Source organism: Streptomyces sp. NPDC088553, assembly GCF_044752965.1.
GTDB lineage: Bacteria > Actinomycetota > Actinomycetes > Streptomycetales > Streptomycetaceae > Streptomyces.
In genome coordinates, this window is record NZ_JBIVMG010000004.1 from 79,467 (window position 1) to 93,918 (window position 14,452).

The 14,452-nt window shown below is 72.0% G+C and carries 16 protein-coding genes; 6 read left to right on the forward strand and 10 right to left on the reverse strand.

Annotated elements, in window-relative coordinates; translation table 11 throughout:
- The 3 genes from ACIP8Z_RS13410 to ACIP8Z_RS13420 are packed head-to-tail and all read right to left on the reverse strand — an operon-like array spanning position 1 to position 1,557.
- Positions 1-462, reverse strand: coding sequence for a hypothetical protein (locus ACIP8Z_RS13410; RefSeq protein WP_402082547.1), 462 nt, complete (start codon positions 460-462; stop codon positions 1-3).
- 2 nt (positions 463-464) lie between these two features.
- Complete coding sequence (locus ACIP8Z_RS13415) at positions 465-749, reverse strand: DUF397 domain-containing protein (protein WP_402082549.1); 285 nt, start codon at positions 747-749, stop codon at positions 465-467.
- Positions 709-1,557 (reverse strand): Scr1 family TA system antitoxin-like transcriptional regulator, encoded by an 849-nt coding sequence (locus ACIP8Z_RS13420; protein WP_402082552.1) that lies wholly within the window; start codon positions 1,555-1,557, stop codon positions 709-711. The genes ACIP8Z_RS13415 and ACIP8Z_RS13420 overlap by 41 nt, the downstream gene beginning before the upstream one ends.
- Positions 1,558-1,641: 84 nt before the next feature.
- Between ACIP8Z_RS13420 and ACIP8Z_RS13425 the strand changes: the two genes are divergently transcribed.
- Both ACIP8Z_RS13425 and ACIP8Z_RS13430 read left to right on the forward strand, forming a co-directional pair.
- On the forward strand, positions 1,642-2,049 hold the full coding sequence (locus ACIP8Z_RS13425; RefSeq protein ID WP_319309049.1) for an ATP-binding protein: 408 nt from the start codon (positions 1,642-1,644) through the stop codon (positions 2,047-2,049).
- 46 nt (positions 2,050-2,095) lie between these two features.
- Positions 2,096-2,728, forward strand: coding sequence for a class I SAM-dependent methyltransferase (locus tag ACIP8Z_RS13430; protein WP_402082555.1), 633 nt, complete (start codon positions 2,096-2,098; stop codon positions 2,726-2,728).
- A gap of 94 nt (positions 2,729-2,822) precedes the next feature.
- On the opposite strand, the gene ACIP8Z_RS13435 is transcribed toward ACIP8Z_RS13430, so the two are convergent.
- The gene (locus ACIP8Z_RS13435; RefSeq protein WP_402082557.1) at positions 2,823-4,610 is read right to left on the reverse strand and encodes a hypothetical protein; all 1,788 of its coding nucleotides are present in this window, start codon (positions 4,608-4,610) and stop codon (positions 2,823-2,825) included.
- Between the two features lie 431 nt (positions 4,611-5,041).
- Here ACIP8Z_RS13435 and ACIP8Z_RS13440 point away from each other — a divergent pair, with 431 nt between their 5' ends.
- The 3 genes from ACIP8Z_RS13440 (at position 5,042) to ACIP8Z_RS13450 (ending at position 8,043) form a co-directional block, all read left to right on the forward strand.
- Positions 5,042-5,941, forward strand: coding sequence for an N-acetylmuramoyl-L-alanine amidase (locus ACIP8Z_RS13440; protein ID WP_402082560.1), 900 nt, complete (start codon positions 5,042-5,044; stop codon positions 5,939-5,941).
- Positions 5,942-6,050: 109 nt separating this feature from the next.
- Positions 6,051-6,908, forward strand: a complete 858-nt coding sequence (locus ACIP8Z_RS13445; protein WP_402082562.1) for a hypothetical protein — start codon at positions 6,051-6,053, stop codon at positions 6,906-6,908.
- A 124-nt stretch (positions 6,909-7,032) separates the two neighbouring features.
- On the forward strand, positions 7,033-8,043 hold the full coding sequence (locus ACIP8Z_RS13450; protein ID WP_402082564.1) for an LLM class F420-dependent oxidoreductase: 1,011 nt from the start codon (positions 7,033-7,035) through the stop codon (positions 8,041-8,043).
- A gap of 14 nt (positions 8,044-8,057) precedes the next feature.
- Here ACIP8Z_RS13450 and ACIP8Z_RS13455 read toward each other — a convergent pair whose 3' ends face one another.
- From ACIP8Z_RS13455 to ACIP8Z_RS13470, 4 genes are all read right to left on the reverse strand, one after another.
- Positions 8,058-8,618: a hypothetical protein gene (locus ACIP8Z_RS13455; protein WP_402082567.1), complete on the reverse strand. Its 561-nt coding sequence runs from the start codon at positions 8,616-8,618 to the stop codon at positions 8,058-8,060.
- 253 nt (positions 8,619-8,871) lie between these two features.
- Complete coding sequence (locus tag ACIP8Z_RS13460; protein WP_402082568.1) at positions 8,872-9,957, reverse strand: prenyltransferase; 1,086 nt, start codon at positions 9,955-9,957, stop codon at positions 8,872-8,874.
- A complete protein-coding gene (locus tag ACIP8Z_RS13465) occupies positions 9,954-10,688 on the reverse strand; it encodes a class I SAM-dependent methyltransferase (protein ID WP_402082570.1) in 735 nt (244 codons plus the stop codon). The genes ACIP8Z_RS13460 and ACIP8Z_RS13465 overlap by 4 nt, the downstream gene beginning before the upstream one ends.
- 181 nt (positions 10,689-10,869) lie before the next feature.
- Positions 10,870-12,204, reverse strand: coding sequence for a glycosyltransferase family 4 protein (locus ACIP8Z_RS13470; RefSeq protein WP_402082572.1), 1,335 nt, complete (start codon positions 12,202-12,204; stop codon positions 10,870-10,872).
- Positions 12,205-12,431: 227 nt separating this feature from the next.
- Here ACIP8Z_RS13470 and ACIP8Z_RS13475 point away from each other — a divergent pair, with 227 nt between their 5' ends.
- A complete protein-coding gene (locus ACIP8Z_RS13475; RefSeq protein WP_037639037.1) occupies positions 12,432-13,061 on the forward strand; it encodes a TetR family transcriptional regulator in 630 nt (209 codons plus the stop codon).
- 134 nt (positions 13,062-13,195) lie between these two features.
- Here ACIP8Z_RS13475 and ACIP8Z_RS13480 read toward each other — a convergent pair whose 3' ends face one another.
- On the reverse strand, positions 13,196-13,705 hold the full coding sequence (locus ACIP8Z_RS13480; RefSeq protein WP_402082575.1) for a hypothetical protein: 510 nt from the start codon (positions 13,703-13,705) through the stop codon (positions 13,196-13,198).
- Between the two features lie 117 nt (positions 13,706-13,822).
- Positions 13,823-14,413: a hypothetical protein gene (locus ACIP8Z_RS13485; protein ID WP_402082578.1), complete on the reverse strand. Its 591-nt coding sequence runs from the start codon at positions 14,411-14,413 to the stop codon at positions 13,823-13,825.
- Positions 14,414-14,452: the final 39 nt, after the last annotated feature.

Sequence of the window (14,452 nt, forward strand, 5' to 3'; positions counted from 1 at the left end):
TCACGCGCTCCTCGCCTTTCGTTCCTCGGTCCGATGCCGGTCGGGGCGCTGCCGCAGGGCGAGCACGACGCTCGTGACGGTCGCGGTGACGGCGACGAGCGCGAAAGCGAGGAGGCCGGGATTGACCCACCAGGGGATGACCTCGATGCCGTGGCACACCAGGCTCACGGGCAGCGCGCCGCTGGAGTCCGGGTAGGCCTTGATCCCCACGCCGAACCAGCACGCGTCCTCCGGGAAGAGGAACGGCATGTACGACAGGCCGTACACATGCACCGCGCCACCCGCGAGGTAGGCGAGCCCGGCGACCCAGGCGGCCTTCCTGGCGGGCGAGCGGCGGAGCCGGGGCGGGCGGGGCGGGGGCAGTGCGTCGCCCCGCCGGGCCCGGACGAGCCCGACGTACGTGATCCCCGCCCAGGCCGGCAGGACGACGGCGAGGATCACGATCCCTATGAGGGTCGCCATGGTCAGCGGCCGCCGATACGCCCTTCGGCGGCGGCGCTCACGAAGGCCGTGAAGGCGGCGGGGGTGGCGAGGAAGGCGGGGCCTTCGGGGTTCTTGGAGTCACGGACGGCGATGTGGGCGGCGAGGTCGGCGACCTCGATGCACTGACCGCCGGTGTCGCCGCTGTACGAGGACTTCTGCCAGGCGGCGGCGCCGAGGGGGGCGCACTCGATGCAGTTGCCGCCGGTGTCCCCGCTGTACGAGGACTTACGCCAACGTGCGCCCGTCAGGTTCTGGTCGGTCCCCATACTGTTCCTCCATGACGCGGGCGATCAGTGCGGCCGAACCCTCGACCGAGAGTGCAGCGGCCTGCAGGTGATCGTAACGGAGCGAGCCTTCTCTGAACGCGGCCGGATTGGCGGTCATATGACCCTGCACGAAGTCCTCCGTGTAGACGACGTCGGGGTCACCCTCGAAGCGCAGGAGGTTGAACTCGCCCATGAACCCGGCATGCGCGCCGGCCTCGAACGGCAGGACCTGGATCTTCACCCACTCATGCTCCTGCATGCGTAGCAGGTGGGCGAGCTGGGCCCTCATCACCGCCTTACCGCCGATCTCCTGGCGGAGCACTGCCTCTGTCAGGACAACCCACATCAGAGGGGGAGCCTCCCCGCACAAGATCCGCTGGCGCTCCATTCGGGCAGCAACCCTGCCATCGAGATCCCCGTCCGTCCGGACGCCGAGAACGGCGCGGGCGTACGCCTCCGTCTGGAGAAGCCCAACGACCAGTTGAGGCTGGAACGAGGAGATGTACGTCGCCCTTGCTTCCATCTCCGCGTAAGGCTGAAACCACGTCGGCAGCTGGCTCTTCAGCACCAGGCCCACCAGCCGCGAGAACAGTCCGCCCGTCATCAACGCCGCGTCGAGTTGTTCCGAGAACCGTCTCGTCGGAACCTTCTTCGCGGTCTCGATCTGGCCCACGAGCGAGCCCGTGCAGTACAAGATCTTGCCGAGCTGCGACTGACTGAGCCCCGCCTCCTCCCTCAGGCGGCGGAGTTCGTATCCGTAGTAGTCCAGTGGCGAGGCACTCGGATCCAGGCTGCGGATGTTGACCACGGCGAGGTCACCCCCAAGTTCACGCGGCGAGGCGTTGTGTTCAGTCCGTAGCCGAGCGTAACGAAGGGCGCCCAGTCTGGTGGCATGAATCAGGCAACAGACCTCTACCCTGCGGTACTTGCGACGAGCTACCGCATGCGGTTCACCGTCGGTGAGCACTCCGCCGGTCACATGCGCCGCATCCTCCGCATGTTCCTCACGCGTTGGGAGCTCGACCGGCTGGCCGACTCCGCGGCCCTCGCGCTGACCGAGCTCGTCGCCAACGTCGTCCGGCACGTGCCCGGCCGACATTGCGCGGTGCTGATCCTGCGCGAGCCGTACGGGCTCCGGGTCGAGGTCGCCGATGACGTGCCCGGGGCCGTCCACGCGAAGGCGGCCGATCCGCTGGACGCGGGCGGGCGGGGGCTCGTCCTGGTGGAGGCCGTGACGGACCGGTGGGGGGTCGACGAGCGGGCCGGCGGGAAGACGGTGTGGTTCGAGTGCGACGCGTAGGGCACCATGGGCGCCGTCACTCGCGTACCCGCCAGTAGGAGCCACCATGTCCGAGCCCGCGCCCGAGATCCTCGCCGCCTTCGAGGCCGCCAAGGGCTTCATGCCCGTCGGTGAGGGGCTGGCCCTGTACGCGGCGGCCACCGAGGCCGCGAAGCTCGGGCTGCCGCTCCTGGAGGTCGGCACGTACTGCGGGCGCTCCACGATCCTGCTGGCCGACGTGGCGCGGCAGGCGGGGACGGTCGCGGTGACCGTGGACCACCACCGGGGCAGCGAGGAGCAGCAGCCGGGGTGGGAGTACCACGACGAGACCGTGGTCGACCCGGAGGTGGGGCTCATGGACACCCTGCCGACGTTCCGGCGGACGCTGCGCAAGGCGGGACTCGAAGAGCACGTGATCGCCGTGGTCGGGCGGTCGCCGCAGGTCGCGAAGGTGTGGGGCGGACAGCTCGGGTTCGTGTTCGTCGACGGCGGGCACACCGACGAGCACGCCGGCAACGACTACGAGGGCTGGGCCCCGAAGCTCGCCCCCGGGGGCCTGCTCGTCATCCACGACGTCTTCCCGAACCCGGAGGACGGCGGCCAGGCGCCGTACCGGATCTACCTCCGCGCGCTGGAGTCCGGGGACTTCGAGGAGATCTCGGTCACGGACTCGCTGCGGGTCCTGCGCCGCCGGGGCTGAGCCACGGGTCCGACACGTCGACGGCCGCCCCCTCGGAAGGGGACGGCCGCCGGGGCGATGCGCGCCGTGGGGGCGGAACCCGGGGTCGGAACGGTCAGAACCCCGAGGTCACGTACAGGCAGTTGGTGTAGCTGTAGCCCGGTTCGATCTTCGCCTTGCTCGACTTGGTGTCACCGGCCGTGGCCGTGCCCGTGGAGACCCGCTTCTGGAGGAAGTGGTAGTCACCGGCGGGCAGCAGCAGGGTCGCCTTCGGGTACTTCGAGGACGGCCCGGTGCAGGCCTTGATCTTCTTGCCCTGCGAGAAGAGCGGGCCGGGGTACTTGGTGCAGGTCCCGCACGCCTTCAGGGTGACCTTGCCGGTCATCGGACCGGTGTAGAGCAGCTCGACCTCGCCCGGGCCGTCGTTGCTCACCACCATCACCATCCGCGCACCACCGGGCACGTCGCCCGAGGGCAGCTTCCCGCCCGCCGCGGGCTCCTCCTCGGCGATCTCGGCGGCGATGGCGACGGCGCGGGCCTGCGCGGCCTGCGGGCTGCTCGGGTAGTCCTTCGCGTACGCCGTCATCGTGTCGAGCGCGGCCTTGAAGTCCTTGTCCTTGAACTGGTCGGTCCCGCAGGCGAAGTCGCCCTTCTGGACCGCCGCGTCGGCCTGGTCGGAGGCGCCCTCCAGCGACGGGTCCGTCATGCCGTCGAGGGATGCGCCGATGACGTGCAGCTCCTTGGTGGTGTCGCAGGGGGCGCCGCCCCCGGCGAGGGCGTCCGTCCGGGTCTTGATCGACGCCTCGAAGGCCGGTGCGACCTTGGGCGCGTACGACGACTTCGGGAAGGTCTTGAGGAGCTCGTTGAAGCTCTCCCTGGGATCCGGCTCGTAGGTCGCGTTGCCGATCCCGGCCGCCCCGCACTCGTAGAGGGAGTGGGCCAGCGGTTCGTCGGTCTTGGCCGGCCGGGTGCCCAGCAGGTCCTTGTCGACGGTGGCCGGGAGCCCCCGCAGGTAGGTGAGGCGCGGGACCGCGTCGCAGTACACCTTGTCGGCGTACGGCTTGGAGATCGTCGCGAAGTAGGTGTCGAGGCGCGCGGGCACGAGCTTCCCCGCCCGTGATCCCGCGTGCTCCTTGCCGAGCTTCTCGTACTCGCCGAGCGCCTTGCGGAAGGTCGGCTCGGCCCTGTCGAAGGCGAGGCCGTCGGCCGACTTCACGAGCTCGTCGGCGGCGGTGAGGCGGTCGAGCAGGGCCTGCTCCTTCGCCTCGTCGCGGGCCGCCCCGTACGCGAGCGAGCCGCCCGCGGGCACGGCGAGCAGCACGAGGGCCAGCGGCAGTGCCAGGCGGCGGAAGGACGTGCCGATGCGGAGGGTCGCGCGCAGACCGCGGCGGGCGCCGTCGGCGGCGACGGCGAGGAGGAAGACGCCGTAGCCGGCGAGGAGCCCGACGGGCACGCCGTCGACGTCGGCGGGGAGGGCGAGGAAGAGCAGGACGGCGGTGGCGATCCAGCAGAGCGCGGCGCCGACCCAGTTGCGCAGGAGGACGTAACCGAGGCCCAGGCAGGAGAGGTTGAGCAGGCCGATCATGGCCGCCTGGGCGCCGTTCGCCTCGCCGGGCGGCTGCGCGGGCGGCTGCCCGCCGTCGCCGGGCGGCGGACCGTACCCGGGCGGGCCGTAGCCGGGCGGCGGTCCGTAACCCGGCGGGGCGCCGGGCGGCGGCGGAGGCGTGCCGGCACCGGCCCAGCCGGGCGCGGTGGCGGGACCGGCGGCGGTGGCGGGTCCGGGTACCGCGCCGGGAGCGGGGCCGGTGGCCTCGGGGCCGGGTCGGGCCGCCGCGCTCGGGGGCGGGTCGGCCGGCGGTCCGAAGCCCGCCGAGGGCCGCGCCTCCCAGGGCGCGGGGGCCACGGGCGCGGGAGCCGCGGGCGCGGGCGTGGCCGGCGTGCCGGAGTCCGGGGCGGGCCGGTCCGGGGCCGCGGACCGCAGTATCTGGGTCGACGAGTCGAGCGGGCCCGCCTGACCGGGCTGACTCGACCGGCCGGGCCGACCCGGCTGACCCGGCTGGTCCGACTGAAGCTGGTTCGGCTCGTTCGGCTGGTTCGGTCTGTCTGAAGCCTCGTCCCGCGCAGGCCGGTCGGACGGCTCGGGACGTGCGTCGTTCGGTTCTTCCCCCACCACGGTTCCCCCTCGTGGGTCCATGCGCGGTGACACCCCACCGTCGCCTCTTGCACCTACCCTTCACGGTCTGCTCACACGCGTCCACCGTTCCGCGAAGCGGTGACCAAGCTGCGACGTACCCGCTGCGGGATTTCGTCCCGTACAGGGCCTAGAGTCGCCGGGTGCCGTACGACCACCGGAACACCACCCGCCGCACCCGCACCCGTACCCGCGGCCTCGCACTCGCCCTCGCGGCCACGGGCTGCTGCGCCGCACTCGCCGGCTGCGGGGCCTCGCAGGCCTCGCCGTCGGAAGGGAAGTCCACGGAGAGCCGGAAGGCCGCACCGCCCGCCGCCACCCCCACCCCCTCCGGGCCGTCGGGGACCGCGAGCCCCCGGGCGACGCCCGCCTCCCTCGCCGGGCGGACCGTCGTCCTCGACCCCGGTCACAACCCCGGGAACTTCCGCCATTCCCAGGAAATCAACCAGAAGGTGAACATCGGCACAAACCGCAAGGAGTGCGACACCACCGGCACCTCCACGAACGCGGGATACACCGAGGCCTCCTTCACCCTCGACGTCACCCACCGGCTGCGGGACCTCCTCACGGCGCGCGGCGCCGAGGTGGTCCTCACGCACGACGCCGACCGCCCCTGGGGCCCCTGCATCGACGAGCGGGCGAGGATCGGCAACGCGGCCCGCGCCGACGCCGTCGTCTCCGTCCACGCGGACGGCTCCGCCGTCGGCAACCGCGGCTTCCATGTGATCCTGCCCGCACACGTACGCGAGGGATCCGCCGACACCACGAAGATCGTCGGCCCCTCGCGCGAGCTCGGCGAGCGGATCGCCGACCGGTTCGCCCGCGCCACCGGAACGTCCCCCTCCAACTACCTCGGTTCCGGTACGGGGTTGGACGTGCGCGACGATCTCGGCGGGCTCAATCTCTCAACCGTGCCCAAGGTCTTCGTCGAATGCGGCAATATGCGTGATCCGAAGGACGCAGAACTGCTCACGTCGGCGACGTGGCGGCAGAAGGCCGCCCAGGGGATCGCGGACGGCATCGCCACCTACCTCAAGGGGTAGAACCCGCGGGCGATAGATTCGCTCCGTACGATGGGGCAGCTCCGTGCCATCCCCCGTGCCATGACCTGAGCGCCACCCCGACGCGACGACCCGACGAAGGACTTCTTACGTGAATATCCGCTCCCTCACCCGAGGCGATGGCGTGCTGATCGGTGCAGCGGTGGTGCTGTTCATCGCCTCGTTCCTCGGCATTTCCGGCTGTGACGGACCTGAGGCGATCTGCGACCAGATCGAGAACCCGAACTCCTGGGAGGTCTCGTACCTCGGCTGGGGCTCCTTCTTCCTGGGCATCGCCGGTGCCGCGCTCGTCGTCTTCTCCCGCAGCCTGCCGGAGCAGCGCAAGGTGGCCGGCCTGGAGCTCGGCCAGGTCGGTGCCTCGTTCACCATCGCCTCCGCGTGGACCCTGCTCATGTGGGTCTTCGAGTCGAGCAACGCCGGCGCGGGCCTGATCCTCGGTGTGATCGCCGCCCTGGTGCTCGCCGGTGCGGCCGTCGCCGGACCGATGGTCCCGGCCCTGAAGGCCCCGCTCGTCGGCGCGCCCAAGCCGCCGACCCCGCAGCCGTACGGCATGCAGCCGGGCCAGCCCGGCCCGCAGGGCGTCCCCGGCGGCTACGGCTACCCGGGCGCGCAGCACCCGCCGTACGGCGGTCCGCAGGACCCGTCGCAGGGTGCCGGCCAGCCGTTCGGCGCGCAGGCCGCCGCCCCGCAGCCGCAGGCCCCGCAGCAGCCCGAGCCGCAGGCCCAGGCCCCGCAGGCGCAGCCGGCCGGAGGCTTCGAGCCGTTCTGGTTCGCGGTTCCGGTCGCCCGTCCGCTGTACGCGGAGGACGGCTCGCAGGCGCCGATCGCCGAACTGGCTCCGGGCACCTGGTACCTGGCGGTCGAGCAGCGCGGCTCCACGCTGGTGGCCCAGACGCAGGACGGCCGTCGTGGTGTCCTGCAGGACACCACGGGCATCCAGCGCGGCTGATCCAGCCCCAGCGGCACGACCGACGGCCCCCCGCCCGGAAGCGAATCCCTTCCGGGCGGGGGGCCGTTGGCGTACAGTCCCCGCATCCATTTGAACTGACGGATCGTCAGAAAGGATGCGGGGCATGCGACTCGGACTCGCCCTCGGCTACTGGGGCCGCGGCCCCTCCCCCGACCGCCTCGACCTCGCCCGCGAGGCCGAACGGATCGGCTACGACTCGGTGTGGACGGCGGAGGCCTGGGGCTCCGACGCCTTCACCGCGCTCACCTGGATCGCCGCCCACACCAGCCGGATCAAGCTGGGCACCGCCGTCGCGCAGATGGCCGCCCGCGCGCCCACGACCACCGCGATGCACGCGCTCACGCTCGACCACCTCTCCGGCGGACGGGTCATGCTCGGCCTCGGCCTGTCCGGGCCGCAGGTCGTCGAGGGCTGGTACGGGCGCCCCTTCCCCCGCTCCCCGCTGACCGCGACCCGCGAGTACGTGGACGTGGTCCGCCAGGTGCTGCGCCGCGAGGCCCCGGTCCGGCTCGACGGACGCCACCACTCCCACCCGTACACCGGCTCCGACGGCACCGGCCTCGGCAAACCCCTCAAGCCGATCACCCACCCGCTCCGGGCCGACCTCCCGATCCTCCTGGGCGCCGAGGGGCCGAAGAACATCGCGCAGACGCTCACGATCGCCGACGGCTGGCTGCCGCTGTACTGGTCCCCCGAGCGCTGGTCCGAGGTGTACGCCCTGCCCGAGCGGCTTCCTGAGGGCTTCCTGGTCGCCCCCATGGTCCGCGCCCAGCTGTGCGACGACGTGCCGGCCGGGCTGCTGCCGGTCAAGGCGATGCTCGGCTTCTACATCGGCGGCATGGGGCACGCGGCACGCAACTTCCACGCCGACCTGATGGGGCGGATGGGGTACGAGAAGGAGGCGAGGCGCGTCCAGGAATTGTTCGCGGCCGGGCGGCGCGAGGAGGCGGTCCTCGCGGTCCCGGACGCCTTCGCGGACGAGATCTCCCTGGTCGGCCCCCGTAAGCGCATCGCCGAACGGCTGGACACCTGGCGGCGGGGTCCGGTGACGGACCTCCTCGTCACGTCACCGGACCCCGCCACCCTCCGCCTGCTCGCGGAGCTCAACGCGTAGGGAGTGCCCCGGCGTCAGCCGCCGCTGAGCTGCGAGGCGCTGGGGACCTTCTCGACGACCTCGGCGCCGGCGCTCTGGCCCGCGTCCTTGACGCTGTTGATGACGTTCTCGAAGGCGCCGACGTCCGCGTCGCCCACCTCGCCCTTGCGGAGCTTCGTCCCGAGCTCCTTCAGCGACTCGATCCCGGCCGTGAGCGGCGCGACCGCCTTCGACAGCAGCGGGTCGCCCTTGGCGTTGTTCGTCGCCGCCTTGAGCCGGTTGTACGTGAACGCGCCGGCGAGTCCCGCCTTCACCAGGGCCAGGGTCCTGCCGTCCGCGCCCTTCTTGAACTTGCCCGCGCGGTACGGCTTCACGATCCACTGGTACGTGGCTCCCGCCGCCAGGCCCGCGTTGGCCACGAACCGCGTCTTGGCGAGCTTCTGCTGCTCGAAGGTGCCCGAGGCCGTCGGGGTCCCGGCACCGCTCGCGCTCGCGTCGTCGTCGCTGCCGCAGGCGGCGGTCGTCAGGAGCAGGGCGCAGGACAGGATCAGGGCCACGACACCGCGGGACACGGACCGGGGTACGGATCTGGGCACGACAGGACCTCCCTGGGGGGTTGTGGCGCCAGCCTCACCCGGGGCCCCTGGTGCCGCCACACGGGCGACTCCGAATGGGGGCCGCCCCCGCCCACGCATCCCTCCTTCAGGGAATCCTTGCAGGTCAGAGCCCTGGGATGTCCCCTGCCGCCCCTGTGACACCGCCGTCTCCGGGCGGGACCGCACGACCCGGTGGGAGGCTGGTGGCCGTACCGGAGCCGGGTTTTGCCTTGCCGTCGTGCCGGGCGGGGAATCAGCAGCAGTCCGGGTCGAGTCCGGCCGGGAGGCGTTCGCCGCCGAAGACGGCCACGGTCGCCTCCTCGCCGCCGAGGGCGGCCACCGCGAGCAGCAGGGAGCCGGCCGTCCAGGCCGTCTGCTCCTCGGGCCACACGGCCTTGTCGCTCTCGGTCTCGCCCTCGAAGACGTACCCCGTCCAGTACATGCCGTTCTCGGCGCGCAGGTGCTGGATGTCCTGAAGGATGGTGAGGGCCCGGTCCGACTCCCCCATCGCCCAGAGGGCGAGGGCGAGTTCACAGCTCTCGCCGCCGGTCACCCACGGGTTGGGGATCACGCAGCGCACACCGAGGCCGGGCACGACGAACGCGTCCCAGTCGGCCTCGATCCGGGCCTTCGCCTGGGATCCGGTGACCGCGCCACCGAGGACCGGGTAGTACCAGTCCATCGAGTAGCGCGACTTGTCGAGGAAGCGCTCGGGGTGCCGGCGGATCGCGTGACCGAGTGCCCCGGCCGCCAACTCCCAGTCCGGCTGCGGCTCTTCACGGGTCTCGGCGATGGCGAGGGCGCAGCGCAGCGCCTGGTGGATCGAAGAACTCCCGGTGAGGAGCGCATCGTTCACCGGCGTGCCGTCGGCCTCGCGCTTCCAGCCGATCTGGCCACCGGGCTGCTGGAGCCCGAGGACGAACTCGACGGCCGCGTAGACGGCGGGCCACATCCGGTCGAGGAAGGCGTCGTCGCCGGTCGAGAGGTAGTGGTGCCAGACGCCGACCGCTATGTAGGCGACGAAGTTGGACTCCCGGCTGCGGTCGGTGACCCGGTCGGGCTCGCCGTCGTGGTAGGCCGCGAACCAGGAGCCGTCGCTGTTCTGGTGCCGGGCGAGCCACTCGTAGGCGCGGGCGGCGGCGGCGTGCTCACCGGCCGCGTCCAGGGCCATGGCGGCCTCGGTGTGGTCCCACGGGTCGAGGTGGTGGCCCCGGAACCAGGGCAGGGCGCCGTCCTCGCGCTGTACGGCGAGTATCCCGGCGACGGTCTCGGCGGCCTGCTCGGCGGTGAGCACCCCCGGCAGGACGAGGTGCTCCGCGATCCGCTCGGGGGAGGTCACTGGGAGTCGGCCTTGGGAAGGTGGGGCTTGGTCGCGTACGCCACGAAGCTCTTGCCGACGACCGGGTTGAGCAGCTGCTCGGCGACCCGGGTCAGGGCGGGCTTCTTCATGATGTCCCAGACCAGGAGCTTGTGGTACGCGCGGACCGGCAGCGCCTTGTCGTTGTCGACGCCGAAGGCGCACTTCAGCCACCAGTACGGCGAGTGCAGCGCGTGCGCGTGGTGGGTGCCGTACGGCCTGAGTCCGGCCTGCCGGATCTTGCCGAGGAGCTCATCGGCCTTGTAGATGCGGATGTGGCCGCCCTCGACCTCGTGGTACGCGTCGGAGAGCGACCAGCAGATCTTCTCGGGGCCGTACCGCGGGACGGTGATCGCGATCCGCCCGCCGGGCTTGAGGACGCGGACCATCTCGGCGAGCACACCCTTGTCGTCGGGGATGTGCTCCATGACCTCGGAGATGATGACGACGTCGAAGGACTCGTCGGGGAACGGCAGGTTGAGCGCGTCGCCCTCCATCGCGGTGGCGGTCGCGCCCGCGGGGGCCTCGCCGGCCTCCTTCATGGCGGCGAACCACTTGGCGACCTCGCGGATCTCCTCGCCGTTCTGGTCGAGGGCCACGACCTGCGCGCCGCGCCGGTAGCACTCGAAGGCATGCCGCCCGGCCCCACAGCCCAGATCGAGCACACGATCGCCGGGGGCGAGCGGGAAGCGAGTGAAGTCGACGGTCAGCACGAGACCCTGCTTTCGCGATGGATGGAAGATTGCGGACGAACACCGCCGCCCGGTTGCGGACGGACACCGCCGCCCGGTTGCGGGCGGACACCGCCGCCCGGTTGCGGGCAGGCGTTCCGCGGGGCGGAACAGGCGGGCACAACCCACCCACCGGGCTGCACCCGGCAACGGCGGCGAGGGGTCACCTGCGGGCTCCGGCTCCCTGACGGGCGACCGCCTCGCGGTACAGCTCGGCGGTGCCCTGCGCGGCGCGCGCCCACGTGAACCGGGACAGCACCCGCTCGCGCCCCGCCGCACCGAGCCGAGCCCGCAGCTCAGAATCCCCGAGCACCCGCCCCAGCGCCGCGGCCAGCGCCGACGCATCGCCCGGCGGCACCGCCAGACACGTCTCCCCGTCCGCCCCCGCCACCTCGGGAATCGCCCCGCCGGTCGTCGCGACGAGCGCCGTCCCGGTGGCCATCGCCTCGGCGGCGGGCAGCGAGAACCCCTCGTACAGCGACGGCACGCAGGAGACCTGCGCGGACCGCACCAGGTCGACGAGCTCCGCGTCGCTGATGCCCTTGACGAACTCGACGGCCCCGGCCAGCCCGTACCGCTCGATGGCCGCGGCGACCGGGCCGTCCTCGGCGCGCTTGCCGACGACGACGAGGTGCGCGTCCGGGTTCTCGGTGCGGAGCTTGGCGAGCGCCTCGATCAGGTGGATGAGGCCCTTGAGCGGGACGTCGGCGCTGGAGGTGGTGACGATCCGGCCGGGGACCTCGGCGACGGCCGGGTCGGGCGACCACAGGTCGGTGTCGGCACCGATGTGGACGACCCGGATGCGGTCCTCGCGTACGCCGAGGTGCTCGACGATCTCCTGCCGGGACGTGCCGGAGACGGTGAGCACGGACGGCAGTCGGCGGGCGACGCGCTTCTGCATGCGGGTGAAGGAGTACCAGCGGCGGACGGAGGCGCGGCGCTTCCAGTCGGCGGCGGCGTCGAGTTCGAGCTGCCGGTCGACGGTGATGGGGTGGTGGATCGTGGTGACGAGCGGGGCGCCGATCGCGCGCGGGCCGCCGAGGAGCCCGTACCCGAGGGTCTGGTTGTCGTGGACGACGTCGAAGTCGCCGCGGCGGGCGGCGAGCAGGCGCCGGGCCCGCAGGGAGAAGGTGAGCGGCTCGGGGAAGCCGCCGGTCCACATGGTGGCGACTTCCAGGCCGTCGATCCAGTCCCGGTACTCGTCGCGCTTCGGGGTGCGGAACGGGTCCGGCGAGCGGTAGAGGTCGAGGCTGGCGAGCTCGGTGAGCGTGAGTCCCGTCAGGTCCTCGCCCTCGTCGAGGACGGGGTACGGCTGGGAGCCGATGACCTCGACGCTGTGGCCGAGGCGGGCGAGTTCGCGGGAGAGGTGCCGGACGTAGACGCCCTGACCGCCGCAGAAGGGGTTCCCCTTGTACGTGAGGAGAGCGATCCGCAACGGTCTGTCACCGGCTGCGGTGACGCCCTGCCGGGGGCTTGCCTCTATGGCCTCAGCGGTCATGCGCGACCCCCTTCGAGCGTGGTTTCGCCGGAGCGTAACCGCTCGCGCTAATCTAGAACAAGTTACAGACTTGATCGTTCTTGATCTTCTGGCCTGATCTTCTTGATCCTTCAAGGAGGACAGAATCTACCGGCAGGTAGCTCTGTGGTGAGAGCCGGAACAGGTGATTCGCGCCACGGCGCCCGCACCGCCATACTGTCGCTCCCCACCGCACGGAACGGGACCTCATGACCGCAGACATCAGAGCGGACCACAGACCCGCGGCGCCGCCCCTCACGGAGCGCCAGGAGGCACGGCGCCGCCGCATCCTGAACGCCAGCGCCCAGCTCGCGGCGCGGGGCGGCTTCGACGCCGTGCAGATGCGGGAGGTCGCGGAGGCGGCCGGGGTGGCCCTGGGGACGCTGTACCGCTACTTCCCCTCCAAGATCCACCTGCTGGTCGCGACGATGCAGGACCAGCTCCAGCACATGCACACGACCCTGCGGAAGCGGCCGCCGGCGGGCGCCGATCCGGCGGAGCGGGTGGCGGAGACGCTGATGCGGGCCTTCCGCGCGCTCCAGCGCGAGCCGCAGCTCGCCGACGCGATGGTGCGGGCGCTGACCTTCGCGGACCGCGGAGTGAGCCCCGAGGTCGACACGGTGTCGCGGCTGACGACGGCGATCATCCTGGACGCGATGGGCACGGAGCACCCGACCCCGGAGCAGCTCTCGGCGGTCCGGGTGATCGAGCACACCTGGCACTCGGCGCTGATCACCTGGCTGTCGGGGCGCGCCTCGATCGCACAGGTGAAGATCGACATCGAGACGGTCTGCCGGCTGATCGACCTGACGGCGCCGGAGGCGGCGGCGCGGCGCTGAGGGGACGCGCCGCCGAGATCGCTCTCACCACCGACCAGGCGCACCGCCGAGATCGCCGATCGCTCTCACCACCGGCGAGACGCACCCGCGCCCCCGGCGGCTGACGTGCCGCGGGCGCGGGTGGTGTCGGCGGATCAGGACGACGGCGTGGCCTTGTTGGCCGCCACGAGGGCCGCCGCGCACTCCGGGCTGTTGTCGACGGCCACGAACATGACCAGCTTCACCGGGCCGGTGGAGTGGTTGCTGGCCTGGAGCTGCCAGCTGCTCTTCTTCAGGGACTTGATCACCGAGCCGCCCTGCTCGGTCTTCCGCTCCTCGTTCCAGCCGCCCTTGTTCAGGGTCGCGACCGTGTCCGCGTAGGACTTCGCCGGGTCCTTCGCCTTCTCGGCGTCGGCCGTCCAGCTGACCATGCAGTCCTTGGCCTCGGCCGGAATCTGCTCGCCCGAGGCGTCCTGCGCGAAGCCGGCCGCGGTCGCCGCGTCGGCGAGCTCCTTGGTGACCGCGGCACCGGTGAGCCGCTCGCCGCCGGAACCGCCGGAGCCGCCCGTCGAGGACGAACCCGCCGAGGACGAACCACCCTTGTCCGTACCGCCCTCGCTTCCGCAACCGGCGACCAGCAGCACCACACCGGCGGCCGCGGCCACCAACGAAACCTTGCGCACAACACTCCCAAATACGCACGTACGACGGCCTCTTGCCCCCGTTTTCAAGGGCACAGTTTTGCACGTGGGAACGGGCGGCGTGCGCAACCACGCCTTTCGTCAGCCCCGTTCGGCGTCCTCCCCGAACAGCGCCTTCTTCTCCTGCTCGGTGAACCGGTCCATGCACACGGTCTCCGTCGCGTTCAGGGAGATCATCTCCATGCTCAGCGACTGCGACACCCCGGCGTGCCGGGCGTACATCACCCAGCCGCGCTTCCTGAGCGTGAACTGGAGCATGGTGCCGCCCTTCACGCCGATCTTCTCCACCTGGCGCTCGCCCTGGACCCAGCCCTCGGCGACGAGGGCGGTGACCGCCTTCTCGAAGGCGCCCCGCGATCCGTCGACGGGCGGGCCGAGGTACTGCCACGCGGCGGTACAGGCGTAGGCGCGCTCCTCCAACCGCTGCCGGTCCGTGGACGGCGTGGGAAGCGGCGTCGAGCCCGAGGGGGTCGGCCCGCCGATTCCCGGCAGGTCGGACCTCGGCAGCCCTCCCTTCCTCACGGCGGCGACGATCTCGGCGTGTGCCGTCTGCCGGCCGAAGGCGGCGGAGGCCCCTCCCCCGGTGCCCGTGCCGGGCCCGCACCCCGCCCCGAGGACCACCGCCGCCGTCGCTCCCGCGACCGTCGCCCACCGTCTGCCCCGACCCCGCATGCCTGCCCCGCTCCCTGCCCGTACGTACGTGTGACGAGG